Source organism: Pseudomonadota bacterium (assembly GCA_016719885.1).
GTDB lineage: Bacteria > Pseudomonadota > Gammaproteobacteria.
In genome coordinates, this window is the sequence record JADJYF010000011.1 from 112,753 (window position 1) to 130,406 (window position 17,654).

Genomic DNA, 17,654 nt, shown 5'->3' on the forward strand with positions numbered 1-17,654 from the left:
AAACGTTTCCGGTCAATTCCCTATAATGCCGGCGATTCCATCCTGACTGCGCCGCGCCTCATGACCATCGTCACCCGTTTTCCGCCCAGCCCGACCGGCGACCTGCATATCGGCAGCGCCCGTACCGCCCTCTACAACTGGCTGTACGCGCGTCGTCACGGCGGCCGCATGGTGCTGCGCATGGAGGATACCGATCGCGAGCGTTCCACCCAGGCGGCGGTCGATGTGATCATGGACGGCATGGCCTGGATGGGCCTCGACTACGACGAGGGCCCGTACTACCAGACCCAGCGCTTCGATCGCTACAAGGAAGTCATCGACGATCTCTTGGCGCGCGGCAAGGCCTACCGCTGTTACTGCAGTCGCGAGCGTCTGGACGAACTGCGCGCCGCGCAGATGGCGGCCAAGGACAAGCCGCGTTACGACGGCCTGTGTCGCAATCACCCCAACCCCGACAATGGCAACCCGCCGGTGGTGCGTCTCGCCACACCGCTGGACGGCGCCGTGGTCATCGACGACCGCGTGCGCGGCGCGGTGACCATCCAGAACTGCGAACTCGATGACCTCATCATCGCGCGCTCCGACGGCAGCCCGACCTATCACCTCTCGGTGGTGGTGGACGACATCGACATGGGCATCACCCATGTGGTGCGCGGCGACGATCATCTCAACAACACGCCGCGACAGATCCACATTCTCGAGGCGATCGGCGCCAAGCGTCCGGTCTATGCGCATATTCCGATGATCAACGGCAGCGACGGCAAGAAGCTGTCGAAACGCCACGGCGCGGTGAGCGTGCTGGCCTATCGCGACGACGGCATCCTGCCGCAGGCCTTGCTCAACTACCTCGCGCGGCTCGGCTGGTCCCATGGCGATCAGGAGATCTTCTCGCGCGAAGAAATGATCGCGGCCTTCGATATCGAAGACATCAACAAGTCCGCCGCGACCTTCGATCTCGACAAGCTGCTGTGGCTGAACCAGCACTACATCCAGCACATGCCGCTGGATGAGCTGGTCGCTCATGCGCGGCCGTATTTCAACCAGGCGGGCTTGGACACCGGCGATGCGGCGCAGCTCGCCGCGGTGGTCGACGCGCAGCGCACCCGCGCCAAGACCTTGGTCGAGATGGCGGACAAGAGCCGCCCGTTCTTCGGCGAACTGACCAGCCTGGACGAGGAGGCGATGGCCAAGCACCTGACGCCACCGCTTGCCACGCCCTTGCGCGACTTGCGCGATCGGCTGCTCGGTCACCAGCCTTGGCAGGCCGCGAGTCTGCATGCCTTGGTGGAAAGCGTCGCCGCCGCCCACGACATGAAGCTCGGCAAAATCGCCCAGCCGCTGCGCGTGGCCGTGACCGGCTTCGCCGCCTCACCCGCGATCGACATCACCCTGCAACTGGTCGGCCGAGAGCAATGCATCACGAGGCTCGATGGCGCGCTCGCATACATCGCGTCCCGCACAGATCCGGCTTGACAGTCCCACCCACCCCCGGTACCCTGCGCGGCCTCTGACGGATTCGGTAAAGATCTGAAATTACGAGCGCTTAGCCGCTCGATTTCACCCTCCGAAACCGACTCCCGCAGGTGTGTGGTAACACCTGCCACGGAATCCGCGGGGCTATAGCTCAGCTGGGAGAGCGCTACAATGGCATTGTAGAGGTCAGCGGTTCGATCCCGCCTAGCTCCACCAAATCCGTCCCCTTCGTCTAGAGGCCTAGGACACTGCCCTTTCACGGCGGCAACAGGGGTTCGAATCCCCTAGGGGACGCCACATACAAACACACCGGCTCATGCCGGTGTTTTTGTATGTGGCGTCCCCTAGTTGATGAAGAGAACCCCACGGTTCGACAAACTCGCAAAGCGAGTTTGGACGCCGCGTAGCGGCGCCCCGCAGGGGCGAGCACGCGCAACAAGCGCGGGCGAGTCACACTCGCAGCGCTTGCGCTGCGGGTGAACAGCGGCGCTGTGCGCCGCTGGCCCGAAGGGCGAGGCCACACTGTGGCCGAGTAATCCCGCCATCGGCCAAGCTCGTACCGGCGCAAATGACGCCGATGGCTCAGGCCGCCGTTTTTAATGTGCGAATAAATTCGCTCCTACAGATCGGTCCGAATCCATGCCCGACACCAAACCCTGCATCTTCTGCCACCTCGACCGGCCCATCCTCGCCGAGTCCGAGCTGGCCCTGGCCTTCGCCGATGCCTACCCGGTCTCGCCCGGCCATACCTTGATCGTGCCGAAGCGCCATGTGCGCACCATCTTCGATACCACGCCCGAGGAATACGCCGCCTGTTTTGCGCTGGCGCGCGAGGTCAAAGACCTGCTCGAGGCCAGCCATCAACCTCAGGGCTTCAATCTCGGTGTGAACTGCGAAGAGGCGGGCGGCCAGTCGGTGTGGCATGCCCACCTGCACTTGATCCCGCGCTATACGGGTGACAGTCCCGACCCGCTGGGCGGCGTGCGCAACGTCATTCCGCGTAAACGGAAGCCGGCGCCCGATTCAGCCCCCTGAGGCGGGACGCAGGCGCTCCTTAAGGCAGGATTCCAGGATCGGCAGCAGGCACTCGCGGAACGGCCACACGATGCCGAGTTCCGCTTCGAACTCCGAGGGCTCTTGGCGATCGCGCCCCGAGTAGACGCCAATGAAGCGCAGGTCGTCGTGGCTGGCGCGGCCCTCGCCGAGGCCGCGCTTGACCATCACCGGCGAGCCGGACATGCCGGTCTTGGTCTTGCCGTCGATGTAGATGCGTGGTTGGGAATCGAACACCGCCGGTTCCGAGGCGATGGTGCCGCTCTTGTAAATCGGCAGGCTGTTGGGCGTGGTGCTGGCGCGCAGCGGAAAGCCGGTGACGAAGGCCTGGTCCATCACCGCCAGGCGCGCCTCGGCGGCCAGTTCGCGTTCGAGATCGATGGGGCAGACCTCGGTACCGAGCGGCAGGGCGCCGCCGATGTCGAGCGCGATGACGTCGATGTCGGCACCGAACAGCGGATGTTCGTGCCAGCGCGGGCGGCCGTCGTCGCCGAGCAGGGGCATGCGAAAGGCGGTCGACGCCGAGGGCACACCGGCGGTGTCGCGAGCGCGCATCACGTGGGCATGCACGGTCAGAGTACCTGGCAGGGCGCGCGAGCGATGCAGGGCCTGGCGCGTCTGGAAATGACGGCCGGACACCACGTGCCAGTTGGTGACCAGGAAGGTGCGGCCCTGGAAGCGGCAGAAAAAGCCGGTGGCCTCGCCTAGCGGCGCGGCGGTATCGCGCGCGAAGACTTCGAGCCGCGCGACGCGGAAGGAATGCAGGTTGACGTTGAACAAGGGCGCGGCCGGCTCGCTTGGGTGGCCCATCATAACGCCGGCTCGCGCGCCGTCAGCCCCGGGCGGCAGGCGGCGTGGCCCGATGTCGGCCGTTTTGCCGGGAATGGGGCAGCGGGCCGCCGGATCGCGGCGCGTTTCGCACAGTTCTTTGCAGGTTTTTTGTCAAAAACCTTTGGGATTCTGGCCCGAGGCCATTAAGATGCGCCCCTGCGCGGCACTAGCCCGCCGCGCCGCGACCTCGAGGGCCGGCGCCCCGGCCAGTTACACAGGTGGTACAGGTTCGCTCGAACCAGGATTTTCGAGCGGCCGTTGCGTATTGCCGCAGGATATTTGAGAGCCAATATGACAGACCTCACACGCTACCGGAACATCGGCATTTTCGCCCACGTCGACGCGGGCAAGACCACGACCACCGAGCGCATCCTCAAACTGACCGGCAAGATCCACAAGATCGGCGAAGTGCACGACGGCGCCACCACCACCGACTTCATGGACCAGGAACGTGAGCGCGGCATCACCATCCAGTCGGCCGCCACCACCTGCTTCTGGAACGACCATCGTCTGAACATCATCGACACTCCCGGGCACGTCGACTTCACCATCGAGGTCTATCGTTCGCTCAAGGTGCTGGACGGCGGCGTGGGCGTATTCTGCGGTTCCGGCGGCGTGGAACCGCAGTCCGAAACCAACTGGCGTTATGCCAACGATTCCAAGGTCGCACGCATCATCTACGTGAACAAGCTCGATCGTACCGGCGCTGATTTCTATCGCGTCGTCGACCAGGTCGAAAAGGTGCTGGGCGCGCGCCCGATCGTGATGGTGCTGCCCATCGGCTTCGAAGACAGCTTCAAGGGCGTGGTCGATCTGCTGACCCGCAAGGCCTGGATCTGGGACGACTCCGGCGACCCGATGAAGTACCGCCTCGAAGACGTGCCGGCCGACATGAAGGACAAGGTCGAAGAGTGGCGCCAGAAGCTCATCGAAATCGCCGTCGAGCAGGATGACGACGTCATGACCGCCTATCTCGAAGGCGAAGAGCCGGACATCGACACCATCAAGCGCTGCATCCGCACCGGCACCATCAAGCTCGACTTCTTCCCGACCTTCTGCGGCTCTTCGTTCAAGAACAAGGGCGTGCAGCTGGTGCTGGACGGCGTGGTCGATTACCTGCCGAACCCGATGGAAGTGAACCCGCAGCCGGAAGTGGACCTGGAAGGCAACGAGACCGGCAAGTTCGCCATCGTCGACGCCGACCGTCCCTTACGCGCACTGGCATTCAAGATCATGGACGACCGCTACGGCGCCCTGACCTTCCTGCGTCTCTACTCGGGGCGCATCGAGAAGGGCGTGACGGTGTTGAACACCTACACCGGCAAGACCGAGCGTATCGGCCGTATCGTCGAAATGCATGCCGACTCGCGTAACGACGTCGAGTCCGCGCAGGCCGGTGACATCGTCGCCGTGCTCGGCATGAAGAACGTGCAGACCGGTCACACCCTGGCCGATCCGAAGGACCCGGCGACCCTCGAGCCGATGGTGTTCCCGGCGCCCGTGATTTCGATCGCCGTGTCGCCCAAGGACAAGGCCGGTTCCGAGAAGATGGGCATCGCGCTCGGCAAGATGATTGCCGAAGACCCGTCCTTCCACGTCGAGACCGACGAAGAGTCCGGCGAGTGCATCCTGAAGGGCATGGGCGAATTGCATCTCGACATCAAGGTCGACATCCTGCGTCGTACCCATGGCGTGGAAGTGGTGGTCGGCAAGCCGCAGGTGGCCTACCGCGAAACCATCACCCAGCGCGTCGAATTCTCCTACACCCACAAGAAGCAGACCGGTGGTTCGGGTCAGTACGCCAAGATCGACTACATCGTCGAGCCGGGCGAGACCGGCACCGGTTTCGAGTTCCAGTCCAAGGTCACCGGCGGTAACGTGCCGCGTGAATACTGGCCGGCGGTGGAGAAGGGTTTCGAGAACAGCATCGTCGAAGGCGTGCTGGCGGGTTACCCGTTGCTCGACGTCAAGTTCACGCTGATTGACGGCGCCTTCCACGCGGTCGACTCCTCGGCGCTGGCCTTCGAAATCGCGGCCAAGGCGGCTTACCGTCAGACCGTGCCGAAGGCGCAGCCGCAACTGCTCGAGCCGATCATGAAGGTCGACGTGTTCACGCCCGATGCCCACGTCGGTGACGTCATCGGTGACTTGAACCGCCGTCGCGGCATGATCAAGGCGCAGGAATCCGGCGTGCTGGGCGTGCGCATCAAGGCCGAAGCGCCGCTGGGTGAAATGTTCGGCTACATCGGCGACCTGCGTACCATGACTTCCGGTCGTGGCCAGTTCTCGATGGAGTTCTCGCACTACTCGCCGTGCCCGCGCAACATCGCGGACGAGGTGATCAAGGAAGCGAAGGAGCGCAAGGCCAACAAGTAGGCCTTACGTTTCGTGAAATGAAAACGGGCCGCATTGCGGCCCGTTTTTTGTGAGGCCCTGAACAATCCGATGTGCCTTGTGTCAGGCCAGCGCCCGCGACACCACCTCGAAGGTATCCTTCGACAAGCCCGCCGTATCGCGTATGCGCATCAAGGCCGCCTCGGCATGGGCCTGGTGCCCGGCGTCGAACTTCCGCCAGCGATCGAAGGAGCGCGCCATGCGCGCCGCGACCTGCGCGTTGTGCGGGTCGAGGGCGATGACCTGCGCGGCGGCGAAGGCGTAGCCCGAACCGTCGGCGGCATTGAATCGCACGTGGTTGCCCTGGCAGAACGCCCCGATGACGGCGCGCACCTTGTTGGGATTGCGCATGTCGAAGGCCGGGTGCTGGAGCAGGGCTCGCACTTCCGCGAGCGTGTCGGGCAGGCGTGAACTGGCCTGCACCGTGAACCACTTGTCGACCACCAGCGGTTCGCCCTGCCACTTCTCGTAGAACCAGCGCAGCGCCTCGACGCGCTCGGCGCAATCGCTGTTGGCGAGCGCACTCAGCGCTGCCATGGCGTCGGTCATGTTGTCGGCGTCCTTCAATTGCGTCAGCGCCAGTGCGTGAATCTCCGGTGTCTCGAGTTCCATGAGGAAGCCGAGCGCGAGATTGCGCAGGCTGCGACGTCCGGCCGAGGCTGCATCGGGCGAGTAGGGGCCGGCCACCACGTTGCTCATGTACAGGCGGCGCCATTCGTGCTCGAAGCGGGCAGCGAGATGCTGACGCAGCGCCAGGCGCGCGCTGTAAATGGCGTCGGCGTCGACTTCGTCCATCTGCTCGGCGATATAGCCGGCGGCGGGCAGGCTCAGGGCTTCCGCGGCGAAGGCCGGGTCGTGGGCGGCGTCGGCGATCACGCGTCCGCAGGCGGCGATGAAATCGTCCGGCCAGCGCGGCGCGCGCGCGGCGCGGATGTCGGCGATGGCGGCGAGCAGCACGTCGAGCGCGAGTCGCTGCCCGGCTTCCCAGCGATTGAACGGATCGCCGTCGTGGGCCATGAGATGGGCGAGCTCGGCGGCGCTGTAATCGAACCGCAGCACCACCGGCGCGGAGAAGCCGCGCAGCAGCGAAGGTACCGGTGCGACGTCGACGTCTTCGAACACCCATTGCTCGCGCGCCTCGCACAGCGACAGCACACGGCTGGTGCCGGCGGCCGCGCGCTCGCCGCCAAGGCGCAGCGGCAGTTCGCGGCCTGCCTGGTCGAGCAGCGCCAGCGCTATCGGGATCTGGAAGGGCAGCTTGTGCGGCTGGCCGGGGGTGGGTGCGCAGCTCTGCTCGAGCTGCAAGGTATAACGACGCGTGGCCGCATCGTAGCTGCCGGAGACCTGCACGTGTGGCGTGCCAGCCTGGCCATACCAGCGTTGGAACAGGCCCAGGTCGACGCCGGATGCGTCCTGCATGGCGGCGACGAAATCCTCGGTGCGCACCGCCTGGCCGTCGTGGCGCTTGAAATAGAGATCCATGCCGGCGCGGAAGCGCTCGGCGCCGATCAGGGTGTGGATCATGCGCACCACTTCCGCGCCCTTGTTGTAGACGGTGGCGGTGTAGAAATTGCTGATCTCGATGAAGGACTCGGGCCGGATCGGATGGGCCATGGGGCCGGCATCCTCGGGGAACTGCGCGGCGCGCAGCACGCGCACTTCCTGGATGCGTTGCACGGCATGGGAGTAACGGTCGCCGCCGTATTGCTGATCGCGGAACACCGTCAGGCCTTCTTTCAGGCTGAGCTGGAACCAGTCACGGCAGGTGACGCGGTTGCCGGTCCAGTTGTGGAAGTATTCATGGGCGACCACGCGGTCCAGCATCATGAAGTCCATGTCGGTGGCGGTATCGGCGCGCGCCAGCACGTACTTGGTGTTGAAGATGTTGAGGCCCTTGTTCTCCATCGCGCCCATGTTGAAGTCGCCGACGGCGACGACCATGTACTGGTCGAGATCGAGCTCGAGACCGAACACTTCTTCGTCCCAGCGCATTGCCGCCTGCAAGGCTTCCATCGCGAACGCGCATTGGTCGAGCTTGCCGGGTTCAACGAACAGTTTGAGTTTGACCTGGCGTCCCGAAGCGGTCACGAAATCGCTTTCGCGCTCGTCGAGCCGCGCGGCGACCAGCGCAAACAGGTAAGAGGGCTTGGGAAAAGGATCGACCCAGCGCGCCCAGTGCCGGCCGCCGGCCTCTTCGCCGCTGGCGTCGAGATTGCCGTTGGAGAGCAGCAATGGAAAGCGCGCGCGATCGGCGTGAATGACGGTGGTGTAGCGCGCCATCACGTCCGGCCTGTCGATGAACCAGGTGATGCGTCGAAAGCCTTCCGCCTCGCATTGCGTGAAATAGCCGTCCTGTGAAGCATAGAGCCCCATGAGCTGCGTGTTGTGCTCGGGATCGATACGCACCACGGTGTCGAGCGTGAAGCGCGCCGGCACGCGCGCGACGACGAGCTGTTCGGCGTCGAGCCGGTAGTCATCGGCGCCGAGCTCGCGCCCGTCGAGCGCGATGCCGAGCAGCTCGAGGCTGTCGCCGTTCAGCACCAGCGGCGCGTCGGCGTCGGCGCCGGCATTGCGTTCGACACTGAGCGTCGCGCGGACCACCGTCGCGTCACCTTGGATATCGATATCCAGCATCACCTCGGTGATGAGGTAGGCCGGTGGACGATAGTCCTTGAGATAGGTGGTCTGGGGCGTGGGATTCAACATGGCAATGGCTTACTCGACGATGACGTGTTCTTCAGTGAGGAGAATGGCGATGTTGGAAGCGGTGACGGTGGCGCCGTCGCGTGCGTATTGACCTTCCGGCGTGTGGAACACCGCATCCATGTCCGCCCTGGTCTTGAACCACACTTCGGCCATGCCATCGAAAGCCTGGTCCGGCGTGGTGCACAGATTGATGTGGTACTTCACCAGCCCCGGCCATTTCTTGACCTTGGGCGCGTGCTCGGTGAGCCACCAGGTCTTGAACGCTTCGAACTCCATGCCCTGGGGGCGCTTGATGATGCCGACGACTTTGTACATGGCTGCCTCCGTTGCGGATCTCAGGTGACAAGTTAGCGGGTGAGGGCCGGTCGGGCAAACAGGGTGCCGTCACGGAACCCAGGTGCGAATTCAGTCGCACACCGTCGCCTGGCAAGCTGCTCAATACCCCTGGTATTTCCCCTCGCGCCGCTCGCGGAAGGCGCTGATCGCTTCCGCGTGATCGGGGCCGCCCTTGGCGATGGCGATGTGCGAGGAAATCAAGTCGAAGGATGCCGTCATGTCGCCGTTCAAGGCGTGATTGACCGCACGTTTGATCAGGCGCACCGACAGCGGCGGCATGTGCGCCATGCGGTGGGCGAGGGCGCGCGCCTCGCTGAGCAGCTGGTCGTCGTCGTAGACATGATTGACGAGGCCGATGCGCTGCGCGGTGTCGGCGTCGATGAAGTCCGCCGCCAGCAGCAATTCCAAGGCCCAGGCCTTGCCTACAAGGTGTGGCAGGAACCAGGCGCCGCCGCCGCCCGGCAGCAGGCCAATCTTGGCGTAGGTTTCGGCGAAGCGCGCACTGCGCGCGGCGACGCGCAGGTCGCAGGCCAGCGCGAGATCGAGGCCCCCGCCGGTGGCGACGCCATTGACCGCGGCGATGATCGGTTTGTCGAAATGGGCGAGGCGCTTGGGGAAGGCCTGGATGGTGTGCCAGATGTATTCCTTGGTGACGTGCGCGCGATTGTCCGCATCGCCGCCCATGGTGCTGACGTCGCCGCCGCTGCAGAAGCCGCGACCGGCGCCCGTCAACACCACCGCGCCGACGTCGTCGCGTGCCGCGCATTCATCGATGCGCGCCACCAGCAGCATGAGCATCTCGTCGCTGAAAGCGTTGAGCTTGTCGGGGCGGTTCAGGGTGATGAGCGCGACGCGCTCGCTGACCTCCAGCACTACCGTATCGGACATGTGTCGCTCTCCTGGAAAAATTCACACGGCGCGGCCGGCGGCCACGCCCGACGACCACGCCCACTGGAAATTATGGCCGCCGAGGTGACCGGTGACATCCACTGCTTCACCGATGAAATGCAGGCCCGGCACCGCGCGTGCTTCCATGGTCTTGGAATGCAGCCCGTCGGTGTCGATGCCGCCGACCGTGACTTCGGCCTTGCGCAGTCCCTCGCTGCCGTCCGGCATCACCTGCCAGTGTGCGACGCGCTCGGCCAGCGCGCGCAGTTTCGCATCGGACAACTCGGCGAGATTAGCTTCCGCGCAGTCGGCGTGTTCGGCCAGGCGCTGCGCGAGGCGGCGAGGCAGCACGCTGGCGAGGGCGCTGGCGGCCTGCTGGCGGGGATGACTCGCGCGTTGCGCGCGCAGCAGCGCCAGCACGTCGGTGTCGGGCGCGAGATCGATGAGGAGCGTCTGGCCCGGCAGCCAGTAGGAAGAGATCTGCAAAATCGCCGGTCCGCTCAGGCCGCGATGGGTGAACAGCAGCGCCTCGCGAAAGTGCGCGCTCCCGCACCGCACCTCGGCGTCCACTGCCACGCCGCTCAAGCCCGCCAGCGCGGCTTTCAGCGCCGGCGAGAACACCAGCGGCACAAGGCCGGGGCGCGGCGTCACCACCTTGAGGCCGAACTGCGCGGCGAGCGCATAGGCATAACCGCTGGCGCCGATGGCCGGGATGGACGGCCCGCCGGTCGCGCACACCAGGCGTTCGCTCATGAACACGCCGCTGGCGGTGGCGAGTTCGAAGCCGCTCTCGCCACGGCGGACCGTGGTCACCGGCGTGGCCAGCCGCACTTCGACGCCGCCGCGCGCGCATTCATCGAGCAGCATGTCGATGATGTCTTGCGCCGAGTCGTTGCAGAACAACTGGCCCAGGGTCTTTTCATGCCAGGCGATGCCGTGCCGCTCGACCAGCGCGATGAAGTCATGCTGGCTGTAGAGCGCCAGCGCGGAGCGGCAGAAATGCGGGTTGGCGGACAGGAAATTGCCGGCGCCGCAATACAGGTTGGTGAAGTTGCAGCGGCCGCCGCCGGAAATGCGGATCTTCTCGGCGGCGACCTCGGCGTGGTCCAGCACCAGCACGCGACGGCCGCGCTGGCCGGCGGTAAGCGCGCACATGAGGCCCGCCGCACCGGCGCCGATGATGATGACGTCAAAGCTGGGCAAGGCGCACGTCCCGTGGCGTTGGCACGGGACCATCCCGTGTGTAGGCCAGCGATTTTAAAGTATTCTTGGCGCCGCGAATCTGCGCGCGCGGCGCCCGCCGTGCCATGCCGACAGCAGCCATCCAAACCAAGTCACGAGGACGTCGGCATGCCGATAGACAAAGACAGCGTAGTCACTTTTCATTACCGCCTGAGCGTCGATGGCGAGCAGGTGGAAGACTCCCACCAGGGCGAGCCGCTCGCCTACATGCACGGTCACGGCAACATCATTCCCGGCCTCGAGAACGAGATGGCCGGCAAGAACGCCGGCGACAGCTTCACCGCCACCATTGCACCGGAACTGGCCTACGGCGTACGCCGCGACGACGCCGTGGCGCGCGTGCAGATGAAGCACGTGCTGACCAAGGGCCGTTTGCAGGCCGGTCAGCCGATCATGGTCAATACCGAACACGGCCCGCGCCAGGTTCGCGTGATCAAGCCCGGCAAGTTCGTGGTCGACGTCGATGCCAATCACCCCATGGCCGGCGCCACCTTGAACTTCGCCATCGAGATTGTCGAAGTGCGGGAAGCGAGCGCCGAAGAACTGGCCCATGGCCACGTGCACGGCGCCGGCGGCCATCATCATTGAGCATCGGGCGTGCGTGGATTCGTTCGCGCACGCCGACGCCTGACTTCCGACCTGTCCTGACCGTGCACGCCATGTCCAAACCGCAATTCAACGCCGCGCTTCTCAACTTCCTTCAGCGCGCGCCCACGCCTTTTCATGCCGTGGCGCTAATGCGCCAAAGACTGCTGGCCGCCGGCTTCGTCGAACTCGACGAAAGCGAGGCCTGGCGCATCGTGCCGCGTGGCCGCTATTTCGTGACACGCAACCAGTCGTCGCTGGTCGCCTTTCGCAGCGGCCAGCGGGCGCTCGGCGAAGAGGGCCTGCGCATGGTCGGCGCGCATACCGACAGTCCCTGCCTCAAGCTCAAGCCCAATGCCGTCAACGAGACCGTGGGCTACGTGAAGTTCGGCGTCGAGGTCTACGGTGGGGTGTTGTTGAACCCGTGGTTCGATCGCGACCTGTCGCTGGCGGGACGCATCACGCTGCGCGACAAACGGGGCGCCTTGCGCAGCGTACTGGTGGATTTCGAGCGTGCGCTTGCCATCATTCCGAGCCTCGCCATCCACCTCGATCGCGAAGCGAACGACAGCCGCTCCATCAACAAGCAGACCATGCTGCCGCCCGTGCTGGGCCTGGCCGGCGCTAAACCCTTCGATCTCGAGGCGCTATTGCAAGGCGAGCTCAAGAAGCAGGACGCAAGCCTCGCGCGCGCCGACATCCTCGACTTCGAGCTGTGCTTCTATGGCACCCAGCCACCCGCCATGGTCGGCGTGGCGCAGGAATTCATCGCGGCCGCGCGCCTCGACAATCTCTTGAGCTGCTTTACCGGCCTCGAAGCCCTCATCGACAGCAAGGCAAACACCGCGCAGCTCATGATCGCGAGCGATCACGAGGAAGTGGGCAGCACCTCGGTGGCGGGCGCGCGTGGCAATTTCTTGAAGAGCGTGCTGGAACGCTGGGCCGGCAACGACGAGGTCTACGCCCGCGCCATCGCCCGCTCATTGTTGGTGTCGACCGACAACGCCCACGGCATCCATCCCAACTTCTCAGACAAGCACGACAACCGCCATGGCCCGCTGCTGAATCGCGGGCCGGTGGTCAAGGTCAACAGCAACCAGTCCTACGCCACCAACAGCGAAAGCGCCGCGTTGTTCAGGCATGCGGCCGAGCTGGCGAAGGTTGAACTGCAGTCGTTCGTGACCCGCACCGACATGGGCTGCGGCAGCACCATCGGGCCGCTCACGGCCGCCGCGCTCGGCGTACGCACCGTGGATGTCGGCGTGCCGACCTTCGCCATGCATTCCATCCGCGAACTGGCGGGCGCCGACGACGCCCATGCGCTGTATCGCGCGCTGCTGGCGTTCTACGGGTTGAAGAGCCTCGCGGTCGCGAGCTGGTCCTGACGCGCGTGCGCGTCACGCCATGCGGCGCGCGAACATCACCGTGTCGAGATAGTTCAGCACCGTCACGTCGTCCTGGTTGCTGACGCGGAACGCGAATTTCACGATGCCGCGGTCCGGCTTGCTGTTCGAGGCGCGCAGTTCCAGGCATTCAATGGTCAGGCGCAGGTCGTCGCCCGGATACACCGGGTGCGGAAAGCGCAGTTCGTCGAAACCGAGCGCACCGATCACCGCGTCGGTCCACGCCGCGCCGTTCAACATCTTCTGTTTCACGCACAGCGTGTACTGGCCCGAGGCCGTCATGCCCTTCAGGCCACGCGCCTGGGCGGCGCTGTCATCGAGGTGGATGGGCAAGGGATCCCAGCGCGTGTTGAATTCGATCAACTCCTCACGCGTCACGTGATAGGGACCAAAGTGGAAGCGATCGCCGGGCTTGAGGTCGTCGAAGTAGAGAGTGGTGGCGGTCATGTCGGCGGTCGGCTGCTGTGGGCAAGATGGGGTGACCGATCAAGGCGGACGGTCACCGTGCGATTGTGCCACAGGTTTTGCGCGTGGCGAGCGACGGGGCCCCACCGTGCTCGACGTACCAGCCGTGCGGACGGCGCTATTGCGCAGCGATGTAAGCCTTCTTCAACCCCGTCAATTTGTTGCCGACCGCGATCATGTCGCCGTGGGCTTTCTCCAGCAGCTGCCAGGCCTCTTCGAGTGGTTTGTTGTCGGGCGCGGCCTTTGCCAGCGCCTTGACGGCCTCCACCGGTTCATTCAACGCGAGGATCGCCGCGCTGATCTTCGCCACTTCGGTTTCAGATGTGATGCTGGGACTGTTGCCGCCAGCCTGGATCACGTCCCATCCCGTGGACAGCGTATCGTGGGCCGTGCTGAAGGCCTGGATGGCGGTGGCGAGTGCGGCGTTGGTGTTGGCCTTGAGCGCATCGAAGGATTTCCTGGCGGTGGCGCGGGCGAGCAATACCTCCGACAGCGAGTTTTCTATCGACCTGGTCGGTGTCGGCGCGAGCCTTCCGGCTTGCTGGATCTTGGTTGTCCAACTGGTGGCATCGAATTCATAACCCGCGATGTCGACCGCGCTTTGAATCAGGTTCTTGATCTCCGAACCCGAGCACAGCTGGTGATACTTCAGCAGTTCCGCCTTGGCGACTTCGTAGCTCGTGATCGGGTTACTCGTGCTGCGAAACTTGGCATTGACCGCCTGCTCACGCGATTCGGCGATGCGCTTGCGCACCGTCTGCATGTTGGGCGAGAACAGGAAGGTCGACTGGAAATTCTCGAAGCCGGCATTGATGCCGGCGAATCCCGCCGCGACGATGGCTATTTCCCTGGCGGCCGCATCCGCTGCGCCCATGATGGTGGTCGCGGTGGCGGCCGTGATCACCGAGTTGTTTTTCCAGAACTGCGTATTGGCCTGCGCGCGTTCGAGCAGGTTGAACCAGGTGTCGCAGACGTTGTTCGACAGCACGATGCCCTGCTCGACGTAGCGCCTCAGCAGTTTCTCTTTATCGTCTTTGTCCGCGGGGTCATTCAGCTTGCGCTCGATGGCGTAGAACTGGTCGAACTCGCTGGGACGATCGCCGCTCGTGCTCCAGGTGTTGGCCACGGTGGCCGCGGCACGCGGGCTCTTGGGCACGATTTGCGCCGGATTGAGCAGGGCGCGCGGCCCCCACTCGTCCTCGCGCGCCCTGTCGTACAACGAAGAACAGGCAGCCAGTTGCAGACCGATGATCGCAAGCAGCGCGGCGCGAGCGAGCCGCGAACAGACGTGTAGGGACATGATGGCCGGACCTCCTTGGCAGTGGCGCTCAGTGGGGCGACTGAACTGTGCCAAAGATTAGCGCTCGCGGGGTGAGCACGACAGCCTCGATTGGGACGCTTGCCGTGCTTCAAAGAGAGGAGGCCTGCGGCGCGGCGACGCGTGCTGGCTTGTTGCGGGCGAGAGGGGGCGCCGTTGCGGCGCCCACCTCGGATGCGCTCAACGCCGGTCGATGAACACCTTTTCCTTGCCTATCCACATCGCCGAGCGCTTGAAGTCGATGAACTTCGCTTCGTCGGCGATGGCGATTTGCATGGCGCCGGCCGCTTCCGGAATATTCGCCATGGTCATCAGGTCGCCGCGGTTGAACCACGCTTCGGCGTGACCCGAATAGGGTGGCGTGGTGATGCCGCGTGCGTCGCTCATGGCCTTTACGCCTGCAATGTCCTCGCAGTAATGCACCTGCAGGTAGCGCTGCATGCGGAAGCCCGGCGCCACGCTGCGGATCAGGGGGCCGTGGTTGGTGCGCCAGTAGAGCTGGCCTTCGGCCAGAGACTGGTGCGGCAGGTGACGCAGGCAGAAGAACAGCTTCACCAGCGGGCCGTGTTCATGGGCGATGACGTATTCGGAAGGATTGACCTGCGGGTACTCGTAGGCGAACCACATCGGCGACTTCGGTAGGTCGATGAAATTCTTTTCGTCCTCCAGCAGTTCCGTGAGGGCGGCCGCACCGGCGGCGGTGTTGGCGGCGGCCAGCGCCTCGGGATTCTCCCACCACAGTTCGGCGACGCCGTCGTATTCCGGCTCCATGCCGCCGCGCGCCACCGCCAGCGCATCGTTGATCGGATCGTCGAGCGTGTGCAGCTGAATGTAGCGATGAATGCCGAGGGTGGTGGAGTGCCTGGCCACCAACGGACCGTGCACGTTGCGCCAATAGGCCTGGAAATCCGCGCGGCTCATGCCGGGCTTGCGACGCAGGACGAATTCTAAACGGATCATGGGCTCCCCCTTCGTTGGTCTGTGGCTGTGACGGGCGCTGCGGCCGTCGAAGCCAGACTATAGCCGAGGAAGCGCGCGCCGCGCGCAGCGCGACGGCGAATGCGCTATCCAACGGGGAGGATGGGACGACTCAGCGCGGCGCGCCGCGCGCGTTGGAAGACATCTCGACTATCGGTGCGCCTTTGCGCGGCGCGATGACCGGCACCGCCGAGTTGTCCGCCACCGGGCGTCGCGTGGCGAGCGTGCGCCGCGCGTCCGCGAGCGCCGCAAGCTTGGGCGCGGCGGTGGCGGCGTTGGCGATGTAGCTCGAAGCAAGCTCGAAGCGTCCGGCGTCCATTTCGCGGTAGGCCAGCGCGAGGTAGCGCTCGGCGAGCGTATTCAAGCCCTCACGGGCGGCGGCGTTGGCGGGTTCAATGTTCAACACCGCGCGATATTTTTCGTAGGCATTCTGACCGGCCGGCGACATCAGGCGCGCGGCTTCGATGTCACTGCTGGCGGCGAACAGCAACAGTGCCACCTGTTCCGAGGACGAGGTGACGCCGGTGCCTGCTGGCGCCGCGCTGGGCGCCGGCGGTATGACTTCCGGCGCTGCCGCGGGGGCCGCCTCGACTGGTGTTGCACCGGCGGGCGCCGCCGCGACAGCGGCGCTTTCGGCCGCCGGCGCCGGCAGTTCGATGGTGTGCGGCTGTGGCTCGATCACGCCGCGCCCGAGCCAGCTGCCCACCGCGAGCGCCGAGATCACCAGCACTGCCAGTCCGTAGGCGTAGTGGCGTTTTTCGATGCGCGCCAGGCGCGCGCGGGTCAGCGTGCCGAGCTGCGCCGGCGCCTCGGCCGGCGCGCTGGCAGGGTGCGTATCGACGCGTGGCGCGGTGGCGAGGCCGGTGGCGATGGTCACCGCCAGCGTCGGCGCACCATTGTCGATGGCAATGGTGGGCGCGGTGGCGCTGTCCCAGTCGGCGGTGTTGATGTCGGCTTCGACTCGCGGCGGCAATTCCTGGCGCCACGCGGCGATGTTCTGCGGCCGGTCCTGCACGCGAAACGCGAGGGCGTGATCGACCGCGCCCAACAACTGCGCGCTGTAGCTGCGCTTGGCGTGACGCGCGCCGACCTGGTAACTGTCGATGGTGTTCTGCGCCAGCGCCTGGGAACGCTCCACGGCATCGTTGGGCGCGCGCGCGGTCATGGCGCGATACATGGTCGCGCCGAGCGCGTAGATGTCGCTCCACGGACCCTGCTGATCGCTCTTGCCGGCGTATTGTTCTATCGGCGCGTAACCCGGCGACACGAAATTGGTGATGGTGCGCGACTCGCCGGTCATGGCCTCGCGCGCCGAGCCGAAATCGAGCAGCACCGGCGTGCCGTCGCTGCGCACGAAAATGTTGGCCGGCTTGATGTCGCGATGCACGAAGCCCGCGCCGTGGATCACTTCCAGGCCGTCCAGCAAGGGATGCAGAAGCTGCAGGATCTCGTGTTCGGTCAGCGTGCCGCGGGCTTTCAGCAGGCGGTCCAGGCCTTCGCCCTGCTCGTACTGCATCACCATGTAGGCGGTGCGGTTGGCTTCGAAGATGTTGTGTACGCGCACGATGGCCGGGTGTTCGAAGCGGGCGAGGGTGCGCGCCTCGAAGATGAAGCGCTTGAGGCCGGCTTCGTATTCCTCGACCAGTTCGTCGGTCAGTGCCAGCACCGAACCGTCCTGCTCGCGATGCACGAGCTGGCCCGGCAGGTATTCCTTGATCGCCACCGGCCGATGCAGGTTGTTGTCGGTGGCGAGGTAGGTGATGCCGAAGGCGCCTTGGCCGAGCACCCGGTCGATGGTGTACCAATGCAGCTCCGTACCGTGACGGAGGGCATTGAGATTGAACGACGGACTTACGGACATGCGGGGACGTTGTGTGGCGGGCGCCGTTTTCGTATACCGCTTAAGGGTGGTCAAGGCAAGCAAGGTCGGGCCGCCACGCTGGGGAGATGCCGGGCTTAGCGGCCGGCCGCGCGCCGGGCTG

14 protein-coding genes and 2 tRNA genes are annotated in these 17,654 nt (G+C 65.2%); 7 read left to right on the forward strand and 9 right to left on the reverse strand.

Features of this window, described 5'->3' with window-relative positions; all coding sequences use genetic code 11:
* Window positions 1-60 precede the first annotated feature (60 nt).
* From gltX to IPM80_12855, 4 genes are all read left to right on the forward strand, one after another.
* The gene (gene gltX / locus IPM80_12840; GenBank protein ID MBK8959289.1) at window positions 61-1,473 is read left to right on the forward strand and encodes a glutamate--tRNA ligase; all 1,413 of its coding nucleotides are present in this window, start codon (window positions 61-63) and stop codon (window positions 1,471-1,473) included.
* 140 nt (window positions 1,474-1,613) lie between these two features.
* Window positions 1,614-1,689: transfer RNA gene (locus IPM80_12845), tRNA-Ala, on the forward strand.
* Window positions 1,690-1,694: 5 nt separating this feature from the next.
* A tRNA-Glu gene (locus IPM80_12850) sits at window positions 1,695-1,770 on the forward strand.
* A 342-nt stretch (window positions 1,771-2,112) separates the two neighbouring features.
* Window positions 2,113-2,508 (forward strand): HIT family protein, encoded by a 396-nt coding sequence (locus tag IPM80_12855; protein ID MBK8959290.1) that lies wholly within the window; start codon window positions 2,113-2,115, stop codon window positions 2,506-2,508.
* On the opposite strand, the gene IPM80_12860 is transcribed toward IPM80_12855, so the two are convergent.
* On the reverse strand, window positions 2,497-3,339 hold the full coding sequence (locus IPM80_12860) for a trypsin-like peptidase domain-containing protein (protein MBK8959291.1): 843 nt from the start codon (window positions 3,337-3,339) through the stop codon (window positions 2,497-2,499). The genes IPM80_12855 and IPM80_12860 overlap by 12 nt on opposite strands.
* 309 nt (window positions 3,340-3,648) lie before the next feature.
* Here IPM80_12860 and IPM80_12865 point away from each other — a divergent pair, with 309 nt between their 5' ends.
* Window positions 3,649-5,733: an elongation factor G gene (locus IPM80_12865; protein ID MBK8959292.1), complete on the forward strand. Its 2,085-nt coding sequence runs from the start codon at window positions 3,649-3,651 to the stop codon at window positions 5,731-5,733.
* An 81-nt stretch (window positions 5,734-5,814) separates the two neighbouring features.
* On the opposite strand, the gene pepN is transcribed toward IPM80_12865, so the two are convergent.
* The 4 genes from pepN to IPM80_12885 all read right to left on the reverse strand — a co-directional run bounded on the left by pepN (window position 5,815) and on the right by IPM80_12885 (window position 10,917).
* The gene (gene pepN, locus IPM80_12870; GenBank protein ID MBK8959293.1) at window positions 5,815-8,457 is read right to left on the reverse strand and encodes an aminopeptidase N; all 2,643 of its coding nucleotides are present in this window, start codon (window positions 8,455-8,457) and stop codon (window positions 5,815-5,817) included.
* Between the two features lie 9 nt (window positions 8,458-8,466).
* Window positions 8,467-8,772, reverse strand: a complete 306-nt coding sequence (locus IPM80_12875) for an EthD family reductase (GenBank protein ID MBK8959294.1) — start codon at window positions 8,770-8,772, stop codon at window positions 8,467-8,469.
* Between the two features lie 120 nt (window positions 8,773-8,892).
* Window positions 8,893-9,681 carry an enoyl-CoA hydratase/isomerase family protein gene (locus IPM80_12880; GenBank protein ID MBK8959295.1) on the reverse strand — a complete coding sequence of 263 codons (789 nt, stop codon included), beginning with the start codon at window positions 9,679-9,681 and terminating at the stop codon, window positions 8,893-8,895.
* Window positions 9,682-9,702: 21 nt separating this feature from the next.
* A complete protein-coding gene (locus tag IPM80_12885; protein MBK8959296.1) occupies window positions 9,703-10,917 on the reverse strand; it encodes an NAD(P)/FAD-dependent oxidoreductase in 1,215 nt (404 codons plus the stop codon).
* 114 nt (window positions 10,918-11,031) lie between these two features.
* Between IPM80_12885 and IPM80_12890 the strand changes: the two genes are divergently transcribed.
* Window positions 11,032-11,511, forward strand: a complete 480-nt coding sequence (locus IPM80_12890; protein MBK8959297.1) for a peptidylprolyl isomerase — start codon at window positions 11,032-11,034, stop codon at window positions 11,509-11,511.
* 71 nt (window positions 11,512-11,582) lie between these two features.
* On the forward strand, window positions 11,583-12,893 hold the full coding sequence (locus IPM80_12895) for a M18 family aminopeptidase (GenBank protein MBK8959298.1): 1,311 nt from the start codon (window positions 11,583-11,585) through the stop codon (window positions 12,891-12,893).
* Window positions 12,894-12,905: 12 nt separating this feature from the next.
* On the opposite strand, the gene IPM80_12900 is transcribed toward IPM80_12895, so the two are convergent.
* The 4 genes from IPM80_12900 to IPM80_12915 form a co-directional block, all read right to left on the reverse strand.
* Window positions 12,906-13,358, reverse strand: coding sequence for an acyl dehydratase (locus tag IPM80_12900; GenBank protein MBK8959299.1), 453 nt, complete (start codon window positions 13,356-13,358; stop codon window positions 12,906-12,908).
* Between the two features lie 136 nt (window positions 13,359-13,494).
* Entirely contained in the window at window positions 13,495-14,676 is a 1,182-nt protein-coding gene (locus tag IPM80_12905) for a hypothetical protein (protein ID MBK8959300.1), read from the reverse strand.
* Window positions 14,677-14,874: 198 nt separating this feature from the next.
* Window positions 14,875-15,654, reverse strand: coding sequence for an EthD domain-containing protein (locus IPM80_12910; protein ID MBK8959301.1), 780 nt, complete (start codon window positions 15,652-15,654; stop codon window positions 14,875-14,877).
* A 130-nt stretch (window positions 15,655-15,784) separates the two neighbouring features.
* Window positions 15,785-17,533 (reverse strand): serine/threonine protein kinase, encoded by a 1,749-nt coding sequence (locus IPM80_12915; protein MBK8959302.1) that lies wholly within the window; start codon window positions 17,531-17,533, stop codon window positions 15,785-15,787.
* Window positions 17,534-17,654 lie beyond the last annotated feature (121 nt).

Excerpts from the sequence above, each read along its gene's own strand:
- IPM80_12880 (MBK8959295.1), bottom strand. The coding sequence starts at position 9,681 with ATGTCCGATACGGTAGTGCTGGAGGTCAGCGAGCGCGTCGCGCTCATC.
- IPM80_12885 (MBK8959296.1), bottom strand. The coding sequence starts at position 10,917 with ATGGTCCCGTGCCAACGCCACGGGACGTGCGCCTTGCCCAGCTTTGAC.
- IPM80_12890 (MBK8959297.1), top strand. The coding sequence starts at position 11,032 with ATGCCGATAGACAAAGACAGCGTAGTCACTTTTCATTACCGCCTGAGC.
- IPM80_12860 (MBK8959291.1), bottom strand. The coding sequence starts at position 3,339 with ATGATGGGCCACCCAAGCGAGCCGGCCGCGCCCTTGTTCAACGTCAAC.
- IPM80_12865 (MBK8959292.1), top strand. The coding sequence starts at position 3,649 with ATGACAGACCTCACACGCTACCGGAACATCGGCATTTTCGCCCACGTC.
- IPM80_12910 (MBK8959301.1), bottom strand. The coding sequence starts at position 15,654 with ATGATCCGTTTAGAATTCGTCCTGCGTCGCAAGCCCGGCATGAGCCGC.
- IPM80_12900 (MBK8959299.1), bottom strand. The coding sequence starts at position 13,358 with ATGACCGCCACCACTCTCTACTTCGACGACCTCAAGCCCGGCGATCGC.
- gltX (MBK8959289.1), top strand. The coding sequence starts at position 61 with ATGACCATCGTCACCCGTTTTCCGCCCAGCCCGACCGGCGACCTGCAT.
- IPM80_12915 (MBK8959302.1), bottom strand. The coding sequence starts at position 17,533 with ATGTCCGTAAGTCCGTCGTTCAATCTCAATGCCCTCCGTCACGGTACG.
- IPM80_12905 (MBK8959300.1), bottom strand. The coding sequence starts at position 14,676 with ATGTCCCTACACGTCTGTTCGCGGCTCGCTCGCGCCGCGCTGCTTGCG.
- IPM80_12895 (MBK8959298.1), top strand. The coding sequence starts at position 11,583 with ATGTCCAAACCGCAATTCAACGCCGCGCTTCTCAACTTCCTTCAGCGC.
- pepN (MBK8959293.1), bottom strand. The coding sequence starts at position 8,457 with ATGTTGAATCCCACGCCCCAGACCACCTATCTCAAGGACTATCGTCCA.
- IPM80_12875 (MBK8959294.1), bottom strand. The coding sequence starts at position 8,772 with ATGTACAAAGTCGTCGGCATCATCAAGCGCCCCCAGGGCATGGAGTTC.
- IPM80_12855 (MBK8959290.1), top strand. The coding sequence starts at position 2,113 with ATGCCCGACACCAAACCCTGCATCTTCTGCCACCTCGACCGGCCCATC.